Source organism: Arcicella sp. GW458-12-2-14-TSB2 (genome assembly GCF_059423785.1).
In genome coordinates, this window is record NZ_JBWKYN010000043.1 from 1 (window position 1) to 19,597 (window position 19,597).

17 protein-coding genes are annotated in these 19,597 nt (G+C 36.3%); 7 read left to right on the forward strand and 10 right to left on the reverse strand.

Going from position 1 to position 19,597, the window contains the following annotated elements; translation table 11 throughout:
• The first annotated feature begins 149 nt into the window (after positions 1–149).
• From bioB to AC07XN_RS08455, 3 genes are all read left to right on the forward strand, one after another.
• Positions 150–1,181 (forward strand): biotin synthase BioB, encoded by a 1,032-nt coding sequence (gene bioB, locus AC07XN_RS08445; protein WP_494742720.1) that lies wholly within the window; start codon positions 150–152, stop codon positions 1,179–1,181.
• Positions 1,182–1,211: 30 nt separating this feature from the next.
• The gene (locus AC07XN_RS08450; RefSeq protein WP_309920801.1) at positions 1,212–1,679 is read left to right on the forward strand and encodes a redoxin domain-containing protein; all 468 of its coding nucleotides are present in this window, start codon (positions 1,212–1,214) and stop codon (positions 1,677–1,679) included.
• A 90-nt stretch (positions 1,680–1,769) separates the two neighbouring features.
• Complete coding sequence (locus AC07XN_RS08455; protein ID WP_494742721.1) at positions 1,770–2,366, forward strand: DUF6992 family protein; 597 nt, start codon at positions 1,770–1,772, stop codon at positions 2,364–2,366.
• A gap of 26 nt (positions 2,367–2,392) precedes the next feature.
• On the opposite strand, the gene AC07XN_RS08460 is transcribed toward AC07XN_RS08455, so the two are convergent.
• From AC07XN_RS08460 to AC07XN_RS08485, 6 genes are all read right to left on the reverse strand, one after another.
• A complete protein-coding gene (locus AC07XN_RS08460) occupies positions 2,393–5,245 on the reverse strand; it encodes a T9SS type A sorting domain-containing protein (protein WP_309920807.1) in 2,853 nt (950 codons plus the stop codon).
• A 149-nt stretch (positions 5,246–5,394) separates the two neighbouring features.
• Positions 5,395–8,148 (reverse strand): T9SS type A sorting domain-containing protein, encoded by a 2,754-nt coding sequence (locus tag AC07XN_RS08465; protein ID WP_309920810.1) that lies wholly within the window; start codon positions 8,146–8,148, stop codon positions 5,395–5,397.
• A 205-nt stretch (positions 8,149–8,353) separates the two neighbouring features.
• Positions 8,354–8,797 (reverse strand): 50S ribosomal protein L9, encoded by a 444-nt coding sequence (rplI, locus tag AC07XN_RS08470; RefSeq protein ID WP_309920813.1) that lies wholly within the window; start codon positions 8,795–8,797, stop codon positions 8,354–8,356.
• A gap of 108 nt (positions 8,798–8,905) precedes the next feature.
• Positions 8,906–9,157 (reverse strand): 30S ribosomal protein S18, encoded by a 252-nt coding sequence (gene rpsR, locus AC07XN_RS08475; protein ID WP_184137058.1) that lies wholly within the window; start codon positions 9,155–9,157, stop codon positions 8,906–8,908.
• 34 nt (positions 9,158–9,191) lie between these two features.
• Positions 9,192–9,563, reverse strand: a complete 372-nt coding sequence (rpsF, locus tag AC07XN_RS08480) for a 30S ribosomal protein S6 (protein ID WP_309920816.1) — start codon at positions 9,561–9,563, stop codon at positions 9,192–9,194.
• A gap of 143 nt (positions 9,564–9,706) precedes the next feature.
• Positions 9,707–10,549, reverse strand: coding sequence for an OmpA family protein (locus tag AC07XN_RS08485; protein ID WP_494742722.1), 843 nt, complete (start codon positions 10,547–10,549; stop codon positions 9,707–9,709).
• Between the two features lie 280 nt (positions 10,550–10,829).
• Here AC07XN_RS08485 and AC07XN_RS08490 point away from each other — a divergent pair, with 280 nt between their 5' ends.
• The 3 genes from AC07XN_RS08490 (at position 10,830) to AC07XN_RS08500 (ending at position 14,606) form a co-directional block, all read left to right on the forward strand.
• Complete coding sequence (locus tag AC07XN_RS08490; RefSeq protein ID WP_494742723.1) at positions 10,830–11,372, forward strand: hypothetical protein; 543 nt, start codon at positions 10,830–10,832, stop codon at positions 11,370–11,372.
• 126 nt (positions 11,373–11,498) lie between these two features.
• Positions 11,499–12,698 (forward strand): L-2-hydroxyglutarate oxidase, encoded by a 1,200-nt coding sequence (lhgO, locus tag AC07XN_RS08495; RefSeq protein WP_309920824.1) that lies wholly within the window; start codon positions 11,499–11,501, stop codon positions 12,696–12,698.
• Between the two features lie 144 nt (positions 12,699–12,842).
• Positions 12,843–14,606, forward strand: coding sequence for an ABC transporter ATP-binding protein (locus AC07XN_RS08500; protein WP_494742724.1), 1,764 nt, complete (start codon positions 12,843–12,845; stop codon positions 14,604–14,606).
• A 97-nt stretch (positions 14,607–14,703) separates the two neighbouring features.
• Here the strand turns inward: AC07XN_RS08500 and smpB are convergent, their stop codons facing one another.
• The 4 genes from smpB to AC07XN_RS08520 form a co-directional block, all read right to left on the reverse strand.
• A complete protein-coding gene (smpB, locus tag AC07XN_RS08505) occupies positions 14,704–15,159 on the reverse strand; it encodes an SsrA-binding protein SmpB (protein ID WP_184137047.1) in 456 nt (151 codons plus the stop codon).
• Between the two features lie 126 nt (positions 15,160–15,285).
• Complete coding sequence (locus AC07XN_RS08510) at positions 15,286–15,885, reverse strand: OmpH/Skp family outer membrane protein (protein WP_309920830.1); 600 nt, start codon at positions 15,883–15,885, stop codon at positions 15,286–15,288.
• Positions 15,886–16,132: 247 nt separating this feature from the next.
• Complete coding sequence (locus tag AC07XN_RS08515) at positions 16,133–16,543, reverse strand: hypothetical protein (protein WP_309920832.1); 411 nt, start codon at positions 16,541–16,543, stop codon at positions 16,133–16,135.
• Between the two features lie 24 nt (positions 16,544–16,567).
• Positions 16,568–19,015, reverse strand: coding sequence for a penicillin acylase family protein (locus AC07XN_RS08520; RefSeq protein WP_494742725.1), 2,448 nt, complete (start codon positions 19,013–19,015; stop codon positions 16,568–16,570).
• A gap of 423 nt (positions 19,016–19,438) precedes the next feature.
• Between AC07XN_RS08520 and AC07XN_RS08525 the strand changes: the two genes are divergently transcribed.
• On the forward strand, positions 19,439–19,594 hold the full coding sequence (locus AC07XN_RS08525; RefSeq protein WP_494742726.1) for a hypothetical protein: 156 nt from the start codon (positions 19,439–19,441) through the stop codon (positions 19,592–19,594).
• Positions 19,595–19,597 lie beyond the last annotated feature (3 nt).

Genomic DNA, 19,597 nt, shown 5'->3' on the forward strand with positions numbered 1-19,597 from the left:
GGATATAGTAGTAAACTAAAATCCGTAAAAAATCCTATTTTTAGATAAATTTCAAAACACAAAAAGGCTTGTCAATTTGTCAAACCCAAAATCCATGTTTAATTTTGATTAATTAACATAAAGCGAATAAAAATCGCCAAGATGATACCATGATAAAAAATAATTGGACTAGAGAGGAAATCGAAGAAATTTATAATCTCCCTTTCATGGAATTAGTGTACCGTGCAGCTACTGTACATCGCCAATTCAATGACCCTCAGGAGGTACAAATCAGCACATTGCTTTCAATCAAAACAGGCGGTTGTCCTGAAGATTGTTCTTATTGTTCTCAAGCAGCTCGTTATCATACCGACGTGAAAGTTCAAAAACTAATGGAACTTGATGAAGTATTGGCGGCGGCTGAAAGAGCTAAAAATGCTGGTAGCTCACGTTTTTGTATGGGTGCTGCTTGGCGTGAAGTACGTGACAACAAAGATTTTGACAAAGTATTAGGGATGGTAGAAGGCGTAAACGCTATGGGTTTAGAGGTTTGCTGTACTTTAGGGATGTTGACAGAATCTCAGGCTGAAAAACTAAAAAATGCTGGTTTATATGCCTACAACCATAATGTTGATACAAGCGAAGAACACTACGAAGATGTAATTTCTACCCGTACTTTCTCTGATCGTTTGAATACAATTGATAATGTCCGCAAGGCAAAAATTTCTGTTTGTTCAGGCGGTATTATCGGCTTAGGTGAATCTGACGGCGACCGTATCGGTATGTTGAAAACATTGGCTAATATGCCTCAACACCCTGATTCAGTACCTATCAACAACCTTGTGCCTATCAAAGGAACACCGCTAGGTGACCAAGAGCCCGCTTCTATTTGGGATATGGTAAGAACTATCGCTACGGCTAGAATTTTGATGCCAAAATCAATGGTAAGGCTGTCGGCTGGACGTATGGATATGACTTACGAAGGACAAACACTATGTTTCATGGCTGGGGCTAATTCTATTTTCTCAGGTGATGTGTTATTAACTACGCCAAACCCTGCGGTTAAAAATGACCAAGAATTATTCCAGATTCTAAGCATCAAACCACGTGAAGCTTTTAAAGATACTAAGAAGGCTGGCGTTGAATTTCAAGTAATCCCTACTGCTGGAAAAACATTAGGCATTGAAGAAGTAACTGTATAAATTTTATTCATACATTTTATAAGATACAAAATGGCTTTACAAATTGGTGATATAGCTCCAAATTTTACTTTATTTAATACGGTAAAAAAAGAAATTAGTCTGTCAGACTATAAAGGCAAAAATGTTGTTATCCTTTTTTTCCCTTTAGCTTTTACAAGTGTTTGTACAGCAGAACTTTGTGAAATGAGAGATAATATTGCTACCTATTCAGCACTAAATGCTGAGATTATAGGGATTTCAGTTGACTCTCTTTTTACTTTAGATAAATTCAAGGCAGAACAAAGCCTTCCGTTTGATTTATTATCTGATTTTAACAAAGAAGTATCAACGGCTTACGAAAGCATTTATGAGAACTTTGTGTTAGGAATGAAAGGTGTTTCAAAACGCTCAGCTTTCGTAGTAGATGGCAATGGCACTATTCAGTATGCAGAAGTACTAGAAAGTGCTGGTGATGTTCCGAACTTTGATGCAGTAAAGGAAGCGCTAGCAAAAATATAAATATCAGACGCTCGTCATGCTAAAAATGACGAGCGTTTTTGTTTAAAACAAAATCCATTACCTCAGGTTGTTTAAGAAACCCTTATCAACATGAAAACTTCCTTTTTCGTTTTTCTCTTCTTTTTATTATTTTCAAAAACTGCTTTTGCACAAGAAAATCCCATCATTACCTTTCAGCAAGAACGCATTCATTTAAATCAACATGGCATGAAGGTACTTGGCAGTTGGGCAGGGGTCAATTTAATTACTAATGGTATTTTAAGGGCTAATACTACTACTGGCAGTAATCGGTATTTTTATGAAATGAATATCTATTGGAATGTAGTGAACGGCACTTTAGCAGGATTGGGCTTATTACAAAATAAGACTCAAGATTACAGTAACTCGGGAGTATTACTGAGCTTGGAAGAACAGCATGCTATAGAAAAAACATTTTTGATTAATTCAGGCTTGGATGTAGCTTATGTAATGACGGGAGTATATTTATTAGAGAAGAGCAAGAACTCAACAGACCAAGAAGAAAGGTTAAAGGGATATGGACAGTCCGTAATATTACAAGGAGGTTTTTTATTACTTTTTGATGGTATTATGTATGGTGTACATCGCTCTCATTATACTAAAAACAAGCGCATTTTCCAGCATATGATTTTTACGGGCAATCAATTAGGGTTAGTCTGGAAATTTTAAAGAAAACCTCCAGACTAATTTCTAAACTATCTGTTAATAATAATTCTTTTCGTAATTAAAAGCGAATCGGTATTTAATCTTAACATATATTGTCCTTCGGGCAAGTCAGTTAAATTCATTGTTCTGCTGGCATCTAATGACGAAATTGTCCCCCTCTGTAGCAAGCCTCCTAACAAATTATAGACTTCATACGTAGTATTATTCCAAGGGTCTCTGGCTTCAATTTTAAATACTCCATTACTTGGATTTGGATAAATTGACACGCCATTATCATTAAAGAATTTAAAGGCATACTGGTTTGAAACAGGAGAAAAGCAAACCTTGTCTCCATAAAATAATGTAGGATAGACGTTTTTAGCTATAACACTCAGATTGGCTTCCTCGGTAAATCTTATTGAGCTTCCCGATAGATTATTGTTGGCTACCCCATTCACCTGCCAAACGTATTGGTCAGCCCTAACAGCATTTACTCCTACAGTATAAGGGCTTAAACGAACGATTGAGTCCACTCGTGGAGGATTCGCTTTTACGGATACAAATACAGTGGGCGAAATTGGTGATTTACAGTCATTCCCATCAGTCTGATAAGCACGAAACCCTCCAGACTGTGTAATAGTTAGGTTTTGAATACCAAAATTTGTAACTGTACCATTCTGACTAGCAAGCCACGTGGGTCTGTTGCCTGCAATTAAGCTCATTTGTAAAGTTGTATTATCTCCATCACAAAACACAGTATCTTTCGTTGATAAAATAGTAGGCGTGGCAGGCAAAGGATTCACCGTTATTTTTTGCGCTGCTGATGCCATTGAAAAACAATTATTACCATCAATGGTTCTGACAGTATAATCACCCGAAGTATTTATTCTTATATTTTGAGTGCTTGTTCCTGTATTCCACAAATACCTATTGGCCGATACATTAGATGAAGTAAGCGTTACATCAGTATCTGCACAAAAAGTTGTTGGGCCACTCGCTACGATAGTTGGAGTGGGTGGTAAAGGATTTACTATAATCTGAATGCCGTCTGAAATCGGAGAAGAACAACCTTGAGGACTAATCGTTGTTACTCTGTAAGTACCCGAAGTATTTATTCTCAAGTTCTGACTATTCGTTCCTGTACTCCATAAATAACTCCCTGCCTGTGTATTCGATGAGGTTAATGTTACATCAGTATCTGCACAAAAAGTTGTTGGACCACTCGCTGCAATAGTTGGTTTTGGGGGTAAAGGCTTATTCGTTGTAGTAACGGTTGGTGAAAAATCAGATTGGCAACCATACTGATTAACTGTTCTTACGGCAAAACTTCCTGAGGTAGAAACATTAATAGACTTCGCAATACTTCCGTTGCTCCATTCATAGATAGCTGCGTCGTTAGCATTTAATGTAACACTATTACCATCACAAAAACTAACATCGCTACTAGCCGTAATAGATGCCGACGGAACAGCGCTCCCTACAAAAGATATGTAAGGTACCTGAATAACATTGCCTACATTATCACGAAAACGAGCATAATACTTTTTATCGGTTCCTACTGAAAGTCTAGTTAATTTCTGGCTTGAAAATACACCACTTGAAAAATTACTACCATTATTTGACCATTGATAGTTTGAGTAGCCATCTGGCAAGTTTACATCGACCTGATTGTTTCCACAATAGAAATCCAAATTACCAATTGTCATCGGTAGTTGTGGTCTTGAGTTTCCAAAAAAGTTATCATTCAACGCATTACTCCATGCATTTGCTAGTTGCTCCAAGCCTACTCCATTGAAATGTACACCATCTTGACGCCCCGTAACCTGAATTTGGTCGGTATTAGGGCCAAAAAATACATTATTGTTGGCTTGGTTAATTACTGCCAATTGTCCATTGATAATATTCTGGTCAGTAACGATGGGTGTACCGCAAATACCACTACATGGGGTAGCAGACCCTCCAGAAGTCAAAGAGACTACCCAGCTTATATCTTTACCAGAGTCTGACCTAGACTTATTGATAATTGTTTGAAGATTTGAACGATATACCTCGCTATTGGTAGCTAGTTTTTGATTAACCAAAAAATTATCAGACTCACCCTGACACCATAAAACAGCACGAATGCCTAATTGAGCAACGAAATAATGAAAGGAATCTGAAAGGTCTTGATATGGTAACTTGTTTTGATAGGTTCCTCCAATATATGGATTGGGGGCATTGTTTCCATTCGCAGAAATTGCCCAAGTGCTACTTGAGGTACCCTCAAAAGCAGCATTAAAAAACATTACTGGTACATTTAATTTATTTACGAGTAAATCGCCTAGTCTTCCCCAACACCAACCATTCATTCCTCTTGGGGCAATCCTACTATTAGCTTCTAATTTTGAAAATGGAGACAAGGAAATATAAAAATCTCCTCCTGAATCTGTATTTGTAGCAGACCCAAAACAGTTTACACGATCATTTGTTGCCCCAATTCCCGCAATTTGGGGCATACCTTGGGCATTAGATTGCCCAGCTATTACAAAAACTTCCCCAACTCCTACTCTTTCCAGTCGTGTAGTACCTTCAATGAGGGTTCCATACAAACTACCCCTCAACTCCAAGCTATACCACCCTTGTTTAACTCGCATGACGGTGCTGAAATTGCCATTAAGGGGCAGTACTTTTATGACTGTCCAATCTACATATTCACCTTGTCCGGCTTCAACAGGGATTAATCTAGCTTCTATTTTATCAATCTGTTTTTCGTATGTACCTGAAATGGTAATTTGTGAAAAGCCTTCTTGGTTTCGCTGATAGACAGCTCTGTTTTGAGGCGAAGTAATCTTTATCTGGCAAAAAAGTATAGTTGGAATACAAAGATTTAATACCAACAAAAGAATTCTTTTGGGAAATAACATCAGAATTATTGTTTAAACTTTATCTCAACAAGATAAAATAAGTAAGGAGGTAATTTTTTAGCGTAACCCTATTCGTAAAACTTTTAACGTAATAAAAATATACAAAATTCACGTAAAGTGAATCCTATGATATATTTATCTAAAAATACTTATCTTTCGATAAGTATTTTCTTCGAAATTTTAAAATTGTTATTCGTTGCTCTTAAGATATAAGTACCATCTACTAGCGTACTCAAATCAAGCACTTTTTGTGCATCTAACACATCTATTTTACCCTGATACATTAGTCTTCCATCTACTGTATAAATAGCGATAATTGTATTTTCTAAATTATACCTACTCTCTAAAGTAAATCTACCATTTCTTGAAGGATTCGGGTATACCGATAGCCCTTTGTCATCATAAGATACCAAACCATAAGTGGCTATTTCTGAAATACATACCAATGGATTCACATATCCTTGAATCTGATAAATATTTCTAGCCTGCACTGTATAATTACCTGCATCTATTGCTCTGATGATAGTATCTTTAGGAGCCGTAGCCAATGTTTTTCCTTCATATTTCCAGACAAACTCAGTAGGCAACTTTGCCGTTTTTACCCCTAAAGTGTAAGTCCCTTTTTGTACGATACTTACTGACGTTGGGTTATCTTTTAATGTCGTTTGAACAACATTCGATGCTTTTGATAAACAGCCTTTTTCGTCTCTTACAAAACCTTTCACTAATTCCGTGCCAGAGACTTTAATCAGTGAAGGATTGTTATTGGTAAGAACTCCGTTTCTTTCCCAAGTAAAAGTGTACTTTTTGGCATCTGGCGACGTAAGGTTGATGTTTACACTTGAACCTTCGCAAAATACAACATCGCTTAAAGCATTGATGGTTGGAGGCTTAGGTAACGGGTTTACAAATGTTGTAATATTGTCTTTTGACGTAGGTGATAAACAGTTATTTGTGCCACGCGTTTGAACAAAGAATGTTCCCGCTTTTTTAACGACAATACTTTGAGTTGTTTCTCCTGTATTCCATAAATAGCTTACTGCTCCTTCATTAGAGGATACCAGCGTGACACTCTGTTCATCACAAAACTCTGTTGAACTTGTGAATGAAATGGTGGGTGCTACAGGACGAGGTTTTACCGTCAATTTTACTTCATTTGAAATAGGTGATTGACAGGCATTTTTATCTACAACTCTTAATGTATAACTCCCTTCATTACTTACAGAAATATTGCTAGTAGCAGCTATATTAGAAGTAGGTGCACTCCATTGATAAATAGGGTTTTCTGCTTCTGTAGTACTTTGTATGGTGACACTCGTACCTATACAAAAATTGACATCGTCGATAGCCTTGATAACAGGGGCTTTAGGCGGCAAATTTGTTTTTACTGTAAAGCTAGGTACTTGAACGATATTACCATTAGCACGTGTCACTTTAACCACGTATGAACCCGCAGGAACATTTACTGTTCGGGTATTATATTCTTGAAAGGTTGTTTCATTTACCCATCGATATTGTTGATACCCTGCTGGCAAACTCAATCTCACTAAATCTGTAGAAACACATTCAAGCGAAACACTAGGAATAGTGTCTGCTGAAATAGGCTCTACTGTTTCAAAAAAGTTTTTATTATCTACTGTCAGCGCCCTAATCCATGCATCGGCAACATCTGTTAGTCCTTTGCCAGTAAAGTGCACACAGCGGTCTCTTTCGCCGATAAAATCTACCTGAATATTATCTGTAAATGGACCCGGGAAAATGGGTCTGAGTGCATCAGTCGTTATCGCTTGGTTCTGTGCATTTACAATGATTGGCGAGGGCTTGGGTGGTGATAAAATAGAATCACAACCACGCTGACTTGAATAGGAAGTACGTGCAACTACCCAAGCTAGTTTATTAGTCCCTAAATCTTGGCGACTCTTTTTGATTAAACGCTGAAGATTATCCAAATAATTATCAATCGTTACCGGAGCAGGCTTGCCTTGTGCAATAGCTTCAAGGTTCACTAGGTTTTGGGTTTCTCCTTCCATCCACAGTACGGCTCTTACTCCTAGGTTTATGCCATAGTAGCGTAATACAGAATTTAGGTTTTCATAAGGATAACCTACAGGAAAATATCGAAGTGGCATGCCTACGTCTTGAAAATCTCCTAAAGTAGGAACCGTAGGATTTTCAGCACTTTCTCGCCAAGTTCTTACTGACGAACCTCCCCAGCCTGTATTAAAAAACATAATAGGAACATTCAGCTTCGCAGCAAGGGCATCTCCTACTTTTCCCCAATAATAAGGCCCTAAACCTAAAGGACCAATCGTTACATTTTTGCTAAGTTGCGAGAATTCAATAAGCGAATAATTACTTGTAGTATATGTTACATAACTTGTATTCTTGGGGTCAAATTCTTTTTTGTAGCCGTTCTCACTATAATCTTTTAAAAAGTTGGCACAGTTTACTCTATCATCTCCAGCAGCAGTTTCTGCATCAGACCGAAGCCCGCTTCCTCCAGCATTAGACTGCCCAGCAATCACAAATACTTCACCTACTCCTACTCTCTCGATACTAGCAACATCACCAACCACTTTCCCTCTTAATAAGCCTCTTACTTCCATTTTATACCAGCCCCCTTTTACCGTAACCGACCCTTTGAATAATCCACCGAGTGGATTAGCCTTTAGGACAGTCCAGTCTATCGCAATGCCTTGCCCACTTTTCACAGGGCTCATCCTTACTTGTAGTGTATCAATCGGTTGTGAGTAAGTTCCGGTTATCGTAACAATGGCTTCGTTACTCAAATTACGTTGAAATATTTGTCTGAGTACAGGCGAAGTGAGTTTGATTGTTGTTTGACTAAACAATAAGTTATGGGTGCTGATGAGCAACAAAATCAGTAACAATCTCTTAAGCATATTCACTGAATTTAAGTAAAGTACAAGTGTTTGTGAAGTATAAGACGCCAATAGTCTAAAAAGCGTTGCTTTTTAAGCTAATAATAAGTGGATAATCATAGAAAAATCCTACAAAAATAAAGAAAGCATCCCAGAATCTGAGATGCTTTCTTTATTTTATTTAAATAATTTATCAAACGGTAGTTAACCATTTATGGATAAATAATTAGTCAGCTACTACGGTGAATTTCACTTTGTGCTTCACTTCTTTGTGTAAATCAAGTGTTGCAGTGTAATCACCAACAAATTTCACTTCAGAATCCAAAGCGATTTTCTTTCTATCTACCTCAAATCCTTTTTCTTTCAAAGCTTCAGAGATTTGGATAGTAGTAACACGACCAAAGATTTTACCGCTTTCACCTACTTTAGCAGCAATAGCTAATGTAATATCACCGATAGATTCAGCCAAAGCCAAAGCATCTAATTTCACTTTTTCAGCTTTGTGAGCTACTTGCTTGATATTTTCAGCAAGAATTTTTTTGTTTGATCCCGTCGCTTGAACTGCGAAACCCTGTGGAATCAAGTAGTTACGTCCATATCCTGGCTTTACATTAACTACGTCATTTTTATAACCGAGACCTGCGATGTCAGTCTTTAAGATGATTTCCATTTTTTTATTTTATTAAGATATTAGGGCTTTATTTAAAGGCAACAGTTAAAACCATCAGCCCATTTCTTATTACCTAAAACCTATTATCTAAAACCTTATTTATAATAACTATTTCAATCCGTCAGCCACGTAAGGCATTAAAGCCAAGTGTCTTGCACGTTTGATAGCTACAGCTACTTTACGTTGAAATTTCAAAGAAGTACCAGTAAGACGACGAGGAAGAATTTTTCCTTGTTCGTTTACTAACTTCAATAAAAAGTCAGGGTTTTTGTAGTCGATATATTTAATGCCTGATTTTTTGAAACGGCAATATTTTTTGCGGATTACGCTTTTGTCAACTGGTTCGTTTACTAATGTCATGATTTCAAAATGTTGAATTTCGTGAATGTCTTACTTATTCTGCTTTTGCTTCTGCAGCTACTGGTTTTTTACCTACCAAACCTTTTTGCTTACGCTCGTTGTATGCTACTGCGTGCTTATCAAGAACAGTTGTCAAGAAACGAATCACTTTTTCGTCACGCTTGTATTCAAGTTCCAATTTAGCTACTAGAGTTCCTTCTGCTTTGAACTCAACGATATAATAGTAACCAGTTTGTTTGTTTTGAATAGGATACGCCAGCTTACGTATTCCCCATGCTTCTTCATTAATGATTTCAGCATTGTTGTCCGTTAGGACTTTTTTGAACTTTTCAACGGCATCCTTTGTCTGCTGTTCAGACAAAACGGGAGTTAAGATGAATACCGTTTCATAATTACGTAATTCCATAAGTATGTAATGTTGTTTTAAAAATTGGAGTGCAAAATTACACATTCCCTTTGTAATTACAAAACATTACAGATAAAGTTTTTGATAATCAGGAAGATAGAGTTATATAAAGACCTCACTAGGTATCAATAGCTAAATTATCTTCAATTTTTAGCACCCGAAATAGCCCCTGCCTTTTGTAGTTTATTTATATTTTCACTGTTTTTATACCCTAATACCTTTACCTCTGTTCGCCTATTAATGGCATGTTCTTTCTCCGAACATACTACGCCATCCTTACATTGATTCAGCAACTGGGTTTCACCATAACCTTTGGCAATAATTCTTTCTTGGGCAATCCCGCCTTTGGTAATAATGAAATTAACCGCTTGGGCTGCGCGTTTCTGCGACAAGCTCATGTTATATTCCTCATCTGCCCTACTATCAGTATGTGACCCTAGCTCTACCTTAATATCAGGATTGTCTTTTAGAATTTGTATTAATGTGTACAATCCTTGAAAGGCTTCTTTCTTGATTTCCCATTTATTAAAATCATAATGGATATTATCAATCCTGTAAATATCATTGAGGTTTATTTTTTGCATATTAATAGTAGCCTCTATTAATTCATTTTGGTTAGCCAAAGTAGTTACATTTTCAATCATGATGCCCGACACACAAAAAGCTTTTTTGGAATCAAGCAAATAACAAGCAGCATTAAAGTTGGCACGGCGTGTTAAATATTCATCAAATCGTGCAATGATATCGTAGTCATTCCCTTTTTCAAGTTTGATTTTTGCATACCCATTCTGTACTCTGACAGAGTCTACTAACTGCTGTTTGGTCTTATTAAATACTTTCACAAATGAGCCTTCCAGATTTCCACTTGTCTCGCTATCCACTACTTTCAGTTTCAGGAGGTAAAATCTTGGTTCTTTAGCTGGGGTTACCTGAGCAAAAAGGCTTGTACAAAAGCTACAAAACATAAGCAATAGAAGTGTTTTCATTGGATTTACTGGTTACAATAATATATCATGTTGAATGCCTTTTAGCCTACACTTTTATGACTTTTGTCGAAAATCAAAGATGACAGAGAAAAATCAGAAAAAATTTTCAGCTTTTAACAAAAAAAAATGCCACGTTTATTTAAGATTTATAACGAAAAACACTGATTTATCTTTCTTATGGGAATCATAAAATTTCAAAAGCCTGTCAGCATGACAGAAGCCCTTTGAAATCTCAATGTAGCAACTATATTTGTAATGAATTTAACCGCCATTAAATTTCATGAGAAAACCATTATTATTGATCATCTCAATACTGTGTATTGGGCTGATGACTAGTTGCAACGAAAGTATTACGCCTTTAGAAAAGGTAGTTCCTGCAAGCAGTGCTAAGAGCACTAATAGCGTTAAACAAACGCTTCTTAACAGTTTTTGGCAATACGGAGAAATTAATATTCAAGGTGGCTCAAAAACTAAACTTGTGTTTTCAAGACAACAAAATGTTGGCTTGAACAATACAATTTCTAAAATCCAAATCAATTTCAAGACTGATGGTACTATTGTAAGCCTTCAAGAAGGTTTAGTTGTACAGAAAGGTAAGTGGAAATTGCTCAATAATGACAAACAATTAGAACTAGCTATTGAAAATAGTCCGGTAGAAGTGTTTAATATTGTTCAGTTCAATAAAGATGTTATTGAGTATAATTCTGTGTTAAAACCAAATGGTTCTCAGGATGACGCTTGGACAATGACTTTGGCTTTTTTAGGCGCTTCACCGTCTTCTGTTACCGAAATTACAACAACGTATAAACTATCACCGATATAATATTTGAGTGAAATTACGGACTAATTTAAAAGACCTGTGACGTTTTAAATCGTCAGAGGTCTTTTTGTTGTATCTTTACAGCCTATTTTCGTTAAGGTATTTAAAGAGAAAACCCTAAAATATATTATGCAGCACGATATTATCGTAATCGGAGGAGGAATCGTTGGGCTTGCTACCGCTCTAAGAATCAAGGAACAACGCCCAGAAATGAAAGTTTTGGTACTTGAAAAAGAACGTGAAGTAGCAGTTCATCAAACAGGTAATAATTCTGGTGTTATTCACTCGGGGCTTTATTATAAGCCCGGTTCACTGAAAGCAACCAATTGTATCCGTGGATATCATCAGCTAATAGATTTTTGTAACCAAGAAAATATCCCTTATGAACTAACAGGGAAAGTAGTAGTAGCCACCAAGCACGAACAACGCCAACAGTTAGAAAACCTTTATGTGCGGGGACAACAAAATGGCTTAGAAGGATTGCGTAAAATTTCGCCCGCAGAAGTAAAAGAATATGAACCTTATGTTACTTGTGTAGAAGGTATGTGGGTTCCACAAACTGGAATTGTTGATTACAAAGTGGTGTCACAAAAAATGGCGGATAAATTAAGAAGCCTTGGTGCTGAGTTACTATTTAATGAAAAAGTAATAGGCGTTACCAAAGGACATTCATTATCAATCATTAAAACTGAAAGAAATACCTACGAAACTAAATTGGTAATTAACTGTGCTGGCTTGTATTCTGACAAAGTAGCGCAGATGTCGCAAGATTATCCAATTGATGTGCGTATTGTCCCTTTCCGTGGCGAGTATTTCAAAATTCGTCCAGAGAAACATTATTTGGTTAAAAACTTAATCTATCCTGTTCCAGACCCAAATTTCCCATTCTTAGGTGTACACTTTACTAGAATGATGCGTGGGGGCATCGAAGCGGGGCCAAATGCGGTACTGGCTTTTAGAAAAGAAGGATATAAAAAATTAGACATAGACCCAAAAGAACTGTGGGACACCCTCACATGGGGTGGTTTTCAGAAAGTAGCGGCCAAATATTGGGAAACAGGCTTGGGCGAAATGTACAGAAGTTTTTCGAAGGCTGCTTTTACAAAAGCTTTACAAGAATTAATTCCAGACATTCAAGAATCTGATTTGATTGAAGGCGGTGCTGGCGTAAGAGCACAGGCTTGCGACCGTACAGGTGGTTTATTGGATGACTTCTCTATCATCGAAGACGAGAAAGTAATCAATATTTTGAATGCACCATCTCCTGCTGCAACTTCCTCATTGTCAATCGGACAAACAGTTTCTGAAATGGCTTTAAAGCGTTTTTAGATAAACTTAATATTAATAAAATAGCCTCAGAACTAAATTTAATAGTTTTGAGGCTATTTCTTTTATGGTTAAGTAAGTTGTTTAGAACTTATTTTTTTTTGTTTCAGTTAAATAAGTAATCCCATAATTCAGCGATCAATCCACATGAGAATACTTTACCGTTATTTAAAAAAATACCAAGCTACCGTACTTGGTGCCTTAGCCTTGGCGGCTATTAATCAAATTTTTTCACTGCTCGATCCTTTTATTTTCCGTAAAATCATTGATGATGTCGCAACGGTTTATAATTCAGACAATCATACTGTTCAAGAGTTCTTGTATGCTATTCTCCCCCTCTCTGGTGCTTCTGTTGGCGTAGCATTTGTAAGTAGAGTAGCTAAAAACTTTCAAGATTATTTTATCAGTACTGTTACACAACGGGTAGGCGCACAGATTTATGCCGATGGTATTAGCCATTCCTTAGAATTACCTTATGAAAGTTTTGAAGACCAACGCTCTGGAGAAACCCTTGGTAAGCTTCAAAAAGTAAGAGTGGATGTAGAAAAGTTGATTTCTGTAGGTATCAATATCCTTTTCCAGTCGGTAATTGCCCTGATATTTATCTCAATATATGCCTTTTCGGTACATTGGATGATTCTGCCTTTATTTTTAGTAACAGGACCACTGATTGCTTGGATTAGTTCGGTATTGAGTAAAAAAATAAAAACGATTCAAATACAAATTGTTCGAGAATCAACGGGTTTGGCAGGTTCTACTACAGAATCTTTAAGAAACATTGAATTAGTAAAATCACTTGGTTTAGCCAAACAAGAGGTGGCTCAATTGAATGCTACAACTCAGAAAATACTTGCCCTTGAACTCAAAAAGGTGCGTTATGTCCGTTCAATGTCTTTCGTACAAGGTACATGCGTGAATTTAATTCGTGCCTTAATGGTACTGGTATTGATTTATCTGATATATGAAAAAAAGATAACCATTGGTGAATTTTATTCATTGAATATTTACTCGTTCTTCCTTTTTGGTCCATTACAAGAAATTGGGAATGTCGTAAATACTTATCGTGAAGCAGAAGTTTCTTTACAGAATTTTGAAGATATTTTTAAAATTCCAGTAGAAGTAAAACCTGCTAACCCGTACCCTGTTATTAGTATTGATACGTTGGCTTTTGAAGATGTACAATTCCGTCATCAATCTGCTACGAAAGATGCCTTGCGTAAAATTTCATTTGAAGCGAAAAAAGGTGAAACCATTGCTTTTGTAGGGCCTTCTGGTTCTGGAAAATCTACTTTAGTGAAATTACTGGTAGGTTTGTATCGACCAAAAGATGGTAAAATTCTTTTCAATGGACATAACTACAATGAGATTGATTTCGACCAGCTACGTGAACGCATCGGTTTTGTAACACAAGACACTCAGCTTTTCTCGGGAACAATCAGAGAGAATTTATTATTCGTCAATCCATCTGCCACTGATGAACAATGTTTGGATGTATTGAAAAAAGCAGCTTGTAATACGCTTTTAGAACGTGCTGACAAAGGACTCGACAGCGTCATTGGCGAAGGCGGCGTAAAAGTATCAGGGGGTGAAAAACAACGATTAAGCATTGCTAGAGCTTTATTGCGTAATCCAAATTTACTGGTATTTGATGAAGCTACATCCTCGTTGGATTCACTAACAGAAGAAGAAATTTCAGAAACCATTCGTGAGGTTTCTGTAGGACATACTCATCTTACTATCGTAATTGCCCACCGACTTTCTACCATTATGCATGCCGATAAGATTTTTGTATTGGAAAAAGGAAAAATCGTAGAAAATGGCTCACATACTGCATTATTAGACAACAAAGGATTGTACTATGCGATGTGGAGACAACAAGTTGGTGAAAAGGATTCGATAGAAATAGACTAGACAAGTAAAAGTTGTGAATTGTGAGTGATGAGTTTTGACCCATTACTTGGTTCATTAGATAAACAGTGTTTTAATCAAGAAAGAATTAAAACACTGTTTATTCACGTTCCATGCTTCTCTTTACATCCTTTTCTTTGATTGAATCACGTTTGTCATAAAGCTTCTTACCTTTCGCCAAAGCAATATCTATTTTAGCAAAACCTCTGTCAGAAATATACATTCTGGTCGGAACAATGGTCAGCCCTTGGTCTTTCAGTTTGTTTTGTAACTTCTTAATTTCTTTCTTCGTCAACAGTAATTTACGGTCTCTAAGTGGCTCGTGATTATAATGAGTCCCTTCGTTGTACTTAGAAATATTCATTTGTCTGATGTACAATTCTTCATTCAGAAACAAACAGTAGGCATCTGTAAGATTTACTTTCCCTTGACGAATCGACTTAATTTCAGTACCCATCAGCATTACTCCTGCCGAGAATTTTTCAATAAAAAAATACTCAAACGAAGCCCTTCTATTCTTAATTTCTATATTTTTTTCTATGCTCTCCTTTGCCATTTTCTGTAAAATTTAATACTTGTTGATAAAAAGTGTAGGATTAATTCTTGCTAAAAAAAGCCATACAGCAAATCTGTACGGCTTTTCTTTCGCAAAATTATAAAAACTTTAAAGAATAATCTTTAATTATTTCTTCTCAGGTCCTTTTTTCTCAGCATATTCTTTGTTTAAGCCTTCAACAATCTCTTTTGTTCTGTCTGCACTATCGTCAGCGAACAAAATTCCACCGCCACTCAAAGTATATCCTAATACAAATTCAAATTTGTTTTCAGCATTGTGCTTCTTGATATATTCACGAATGTTAGCATACAATTCTTGCATTTTTTTGCCTTGCTCTTCAGCTAAAGCTGCTTGTTTTTGTTGGCTGTATTGCTGTAATTCAGAACCTTTTTTCTTCAACATCATATCAGCAGCTTGCAAGTCTGCTTGTGTCATTGTTTGTGCTCTTTGTTGAATTGCTTGTAATTCACCTTGTAAAGCTCTTTCACGTTGACCCAAATCTACTTGTAAACGATAACCCTTATTTTCAAATTCTTTTTGGGCATCTTTATAGAATTGATAATTTGCCAATAATGAATCTGTGTTTACATAAACTGTTTTCTTTTCGCCACTAGTAGTTGAGGTTGAAGAGCTTGATGTTGCGTTTTCCTTGTTGGCAGATTTATCACACGAGAAACATCCAATTGCTAATAAGCCACTGCACAAGATTAGGGATAATTTTTTCATTTCAGTTAAAGCCCCTGCCCCAAGGGATAATTTTTGAATTATGTTAGTCTTCGGATGGGGTAATTAGAAGATAAAAATTTAACAAATATACTAATTTTGTATCAATTTGAAAATGTGATATTTTGATTAATATTATACTGATAATCAAACAGTTATATTTTTTATCATTTTTCTATGCTACACAATTTAATCGAGGCATAGCTGGCTTGCCTCATAAAATTCTATGCTAAAAGGTCAAAAGCCTGTCTTAATTATCTAAAGACTTCCTTACTAAGTAGCCACTCATTCCTGCAAAACCGCCTACCAATCCACCAATCAATACCGTTACGGCTATTAAAAGCCCAGCGTTTCCTCCTAAAGGAAGGATTGAGGCAATTTTGGTAGAAAGTATTCCATCTGTAGCTATATGATAATATAATGTTACTAAAAGCCATAGTACTGCAATACCCGCTGCACTTTTACGAAAGGCTTCCCCACTAGATTTTGCTTGTAAATAACAAACAGCAAAGGCTGCTAAGGCTATTACCCACCAATCAAAAAAATACTGACTCACAAAAGCCACCATAATAATGATTGAAGTAAGCGGACTAAAAAACGAAGAACCTATTTTGCCTAATAATGACGATTCTTTTTCTGTGGTTGAAATATTATTTGCCATTTTTTAAAATTTTAACGCTACTTATTATTTGGTTAGCTTAATTGTCTTTTTAATTCTAGCAGACTTTTCATCTTTGCTTTGAAGGAATAATAATTCATTCAATTTACCTTGTCGCCACGTTTCAATCATATCGTCATAATGAGGACTACCCGGATTTCCTGACTGTCCCCCTGGAATTACGCCATACCCTTTGAAGGTATTGTTTTTACCTAGTTGTACAATCATCCTCCACGATGGACCAGTACGTTCGGTTGTAGCATTTACGATACCTTTACCTCCTCCTATTTTTACATCCATTTTACTAAATGAATTCAACCCAGGAATCAAGTGTTTTATATCCGTTGACTTATAATTTGCCCATGCCCAACTATCACCCATATCTGCTTTTTGCCATTTTGTCAAACTATCCATCGTAGCCGTCAATGAGGCACTTGCTAAGTCTTCGAGCGTCTCAACCTTATTCTTAGTTTTTACATTATCAAACCATTTAACTGTTGGAGTTTGGTTTATTAACTGTACTGTTTTATCCCAAGAAGGATACATCATTGGAATATTTCCGTCATAACCAAATTCATCTTCCCAAATAGACTCATATAATAAGTTCGACCATGTTTCAAAAATTGACGGTGCAATCTCCTCTGGGTCATTTTTCTTATTCCACGTTTGTAATACTTTAATGGCTTTGGCTTGTTTGGCAGTTGGTGTTTTTACCAAACTAATTAGTTTATCCAACATACCATTGGCTTTTAGGTTATAATTATCATTCTGCAAATCTCTTAAGCTATCTACAGTAATGTTAGTCATATTTTCTAAACGCTGATTGATGCGTCTGCCGCGTTCAGAAGGAGCAAACTCCCAGTTGATGTAATATGGATAACTAGGGTCAGTAGATGATTGATTAGCCGAACTTACGAATCCCCTCGCTGGATTTTTGACATGAGGGTTATGTGCATGAGGAATAAAGCTTTGCCAATCAGCGGCTTTATCACTACCGTCTAAAATATATTTTCCTTGTAGTTTGGCTTTCAATGGAAACTTGCCATTTACCCACAGCGCAATATCGCCTTGATTGCTGGCAAACACAAAGTTTTGTGCTGGAGCAGAATAAAAGCTTAGGGCTTTTACATAATCGTCATAGTTTTTAGCACGATTTAAGCGATAAAATGTCGTTAATTCTTGCGATTTATCGTGTGCCACCCATCTGAGTGCATGTCCTGTAGGAATGTTTTTCTTGAAAGGCTTTTCGTTGTCTAAATATACAATTGGGCCGTGGTGGGTAAATAAAACGGTGTCTTTTACTACGTCACCATTTTTCATGATATACTGTTCAAAACGTCTGGTGATTTTCTTCCATTGCCCATCATGCCAATATTCTTCCATCTTAGCATCCTTGAATTTTACCTCATACCAATCTACAATATCAGCACCTACGTTGGTAACTCCCCAAGCGATATCTCGATTAAAACCTCCGATAACATTGGGTGTTCCGGGCATTGTTGCACCATATACATTTACATTCGGGGCAACTAATTGCATTTGATACCAGATAGATGGTAAGCTTAAAGTAAGGTGTGGGTCGTTCGCTAACAATGGTAAACCCGAAGCTGATTTACTACCACTGACTGCCCAGTTGTTCGAGCCAATTCCTTTATCGCGTTCTGTACTTGCTTTCATACTTCCTATTCCTACAAAATCAGCAGGAGCTTTAGGCAAAGGAAGTGGCGTAAAATCAAGGGGAGTTCCTGTGGGAATAATTGGACTTTCTTCAAAAGGATAATTAGGGAAAAGTTCTTCGGCAACTTCTCTACCATATTTCCTCAAAATGTTCGTCATGCGTAAATCATCTGTGCCAGAAGCTAGTACGAATGACATATTTTTTAAGAACAAGGCACTTTTCAAGGGTGTCCATAGCTCTGGGCTATACCCTAAAAGTTTGTATTCTACAGGTAATGTTCTAGCTTTTAGTTGGTTGATATAGGCATTCACTCCTGCTGCATAAGCTTCGATAGCTACTTTAGCCTGTGGGTCTTCTAGCATTCCTGCTAAAGATTTTTCTGCACCATAGACAGACCCCATCCTACGATTGTATTTGTCAGATTCTAATGCTTTTTCTCCTACTATTTCCGTCAAACGCCCTGCTGCATAATGTGTTTGAAACTCCATTTGCCATAACCTATCTTTGGCTGTAACATATCCTTGAGCTAAGTATAAGTCGTGGTCATTGTTGGCAAAAATGTGCGGAATACCTAATTCATCATACTCAACGGTTACTTCATCAGTTAGCCCTTCAATTTTTAAAGAGCCTTGAACAGCTTTATCGGTCAAAGGTTTTTCTGCATTCACCCAGAAACCTGTAAAAGGACTTAGAAAACGGCCAAAAGCTGGGGCAGTTCCCCAATTTGTACTAAGGGCATAACACAAAGCAAAGGTGATAACCAAGGAGACAATTGCTTTTACTCTAGGATCTTTCATTGACAGTAGGAAATGTTAGTTCGACGATAATTGCACTAATTTAGAGAAATTTTATATTAATCTTAGTCATCAAAGAAAATTAAGCGAGTAAAGAATTTTATTTAATATTCAGTACTTTTTAAAACTAACATAGGATATATTTAATTGACTGGTTTTAAGCAGTTTGGTTTAGTCACAATATTTACAAAGTCTTTTTGTTTTTAAAAATATCTTTCCATAAGCTTAAAATATTTTTTAGCATACTTTTCAGATATTTCAGCCTAAATAATAACAATTAACTTAATTCAGCATGATGTATTTATGTTGACAAATTCATTGAAACGTTTTTTAAAGTAGTGTTACTTAAACTAAAACATTGGTTATTTGAACAATTGTATTACAAAAAAAATCGTTGATATTTGTATAAAATAAATAAGAAAAGTCATGACAATCAAAATACCTGCTAACACAAAAAAAGCTGATTTTGAAGAAATATTCAAGGCATTAAATAAGCATGAAAAACCATTTGATGCTAGAGACTATATCGGAAAAATCAAATTCAAAGGTGATACTCTTGCATTTCAAAGAGACCTGAGATAATGA

What these genes read in the sequence shown, in the direction of transcription:
- bioB (WP_494742720.1), top strand. Translation starts at nt 150, where the DNA reads ATGATAAAAAATAATTGGACTAGAGAGGAAATCGAAGAAATTTATAAT.
- AC07XN_RS08450 (WP_309920801.1), top strand. Translation starts at nt 1,212, where the DNA reads ATGGCTTTACAAATTGGTGATATAGCTCCAAATTTTACTTTATTTAAT.
- AC07XN_RS08455 (WP_494742721.1), top strand. Translation starts at nt 1,770, where the DNA reads ATGAAAACTTCCTTTTTCGTTTTTCTCTTCTTTTTATTATTTTCAAAA.
- AC07XN_RS08460 (WP_309920807.1), bottom strand. Translation starts at nt 5,245, where the DNA reads ATGTTATTTCCCAAAAGAATTCTTTTGTTGGTATTAAATCTTTGTATT.
- AC07XN_RS08465 (WP_309920810.1), bottom strand. Translation starts at nt 8,148, where the DNA reads ATGCTTAAGAGATTGTTACTGATTTTGTTGCTCATCAGCACCCATAAC.
- rplI (WP_309920813.1), bottom strand. Translation starts at nt 8,797, where the DNA reads ATGGAAATCATCTTAAAGACTGACATCGCAGGTCTCGGTTATAAAAAT.
- rpsR (WP_184137058.1), bottom strand. Translation starts at nt 9,157, where the DNA reads ATGACATTAGTAAACGAACCAGTTGACAAAAGCGTAATCCGCAAAAAA.
- rpsF (WP_309920816.1), bottom strand. Translation starts at nt 9,563, where the DNA reads ATGGAATTACGTAATTATGAAACGGTATTCATCTTAACTCCCGTTTTG.
- AC07XN_RS08485 (WP_494742722.1), bottom strand. Translation starts at nt 10,549, where the DNA reads ATGAAAACACTTCTATTGCTTATGTTTTGTAGCTTTTGTACAAGCCTT.
- AC07XN_RS08490 (WP_494742723.1), top strand. Translation starts at nt 10,830, where the DNA reads ATGAGAAAACCATTATTATTGATCATCTCAATACTGTGTATTGGGCTG.
- lhgO (WP_309920824.1), top strand. Translation starts at nt 11,499, where the DNA reads ATGCAGCACGATATTATCGTAATCGGAGGAGGAATCGTTGGGCTTGCT.
- AC07XN_RS08500 (WP_494742724.1), top strand. Translation starts at nt 12,843, where the DNA reads ATGAGAATACTTTACCGTTATTTAAAAAAATACCAAGCTACCGTACTT.
- smpB (WP_184137047.1), bottom strand. Translation starts at nt 15,159, where the DNA reads ATGGCAAAGGAGAGCATAGAAAAAAATATAGAAATTAAGAATAGAAGG.
- AC07XN_RS08510 (WP_309920830.1), bottom strand. Translation starts at nt 15,885, where the DNA reads ATGAAAAAATTATCCCTAATCTTGTGCAGTGGCTTATTAGCAATTGGA.
- AC07XN_RS08515 (WP_309920832.1), bottom strand. Translation starts at nt 16,543, where the DNA reads ATGGCAAATAATATTTCAACCACAGAAAAAGAATCGTCATTATTAGGC.
- AC07XN_RS08520 (WP_494742725.1), bottom strand. Translation starts at nt 19,015, where the DNA reads ATGAAAGATCCTAGAGTAAAAGCAATTGTCTCCTTGGTTATCACCTTT.
- AC07XN_RS08525 (WP_494742726.1), top strand. Translation starts at nt 19,439, where the DNA reads ATGACAATCAAAATACCTGCTAACACAAAAAAAGCTGATTTTGAAGAA.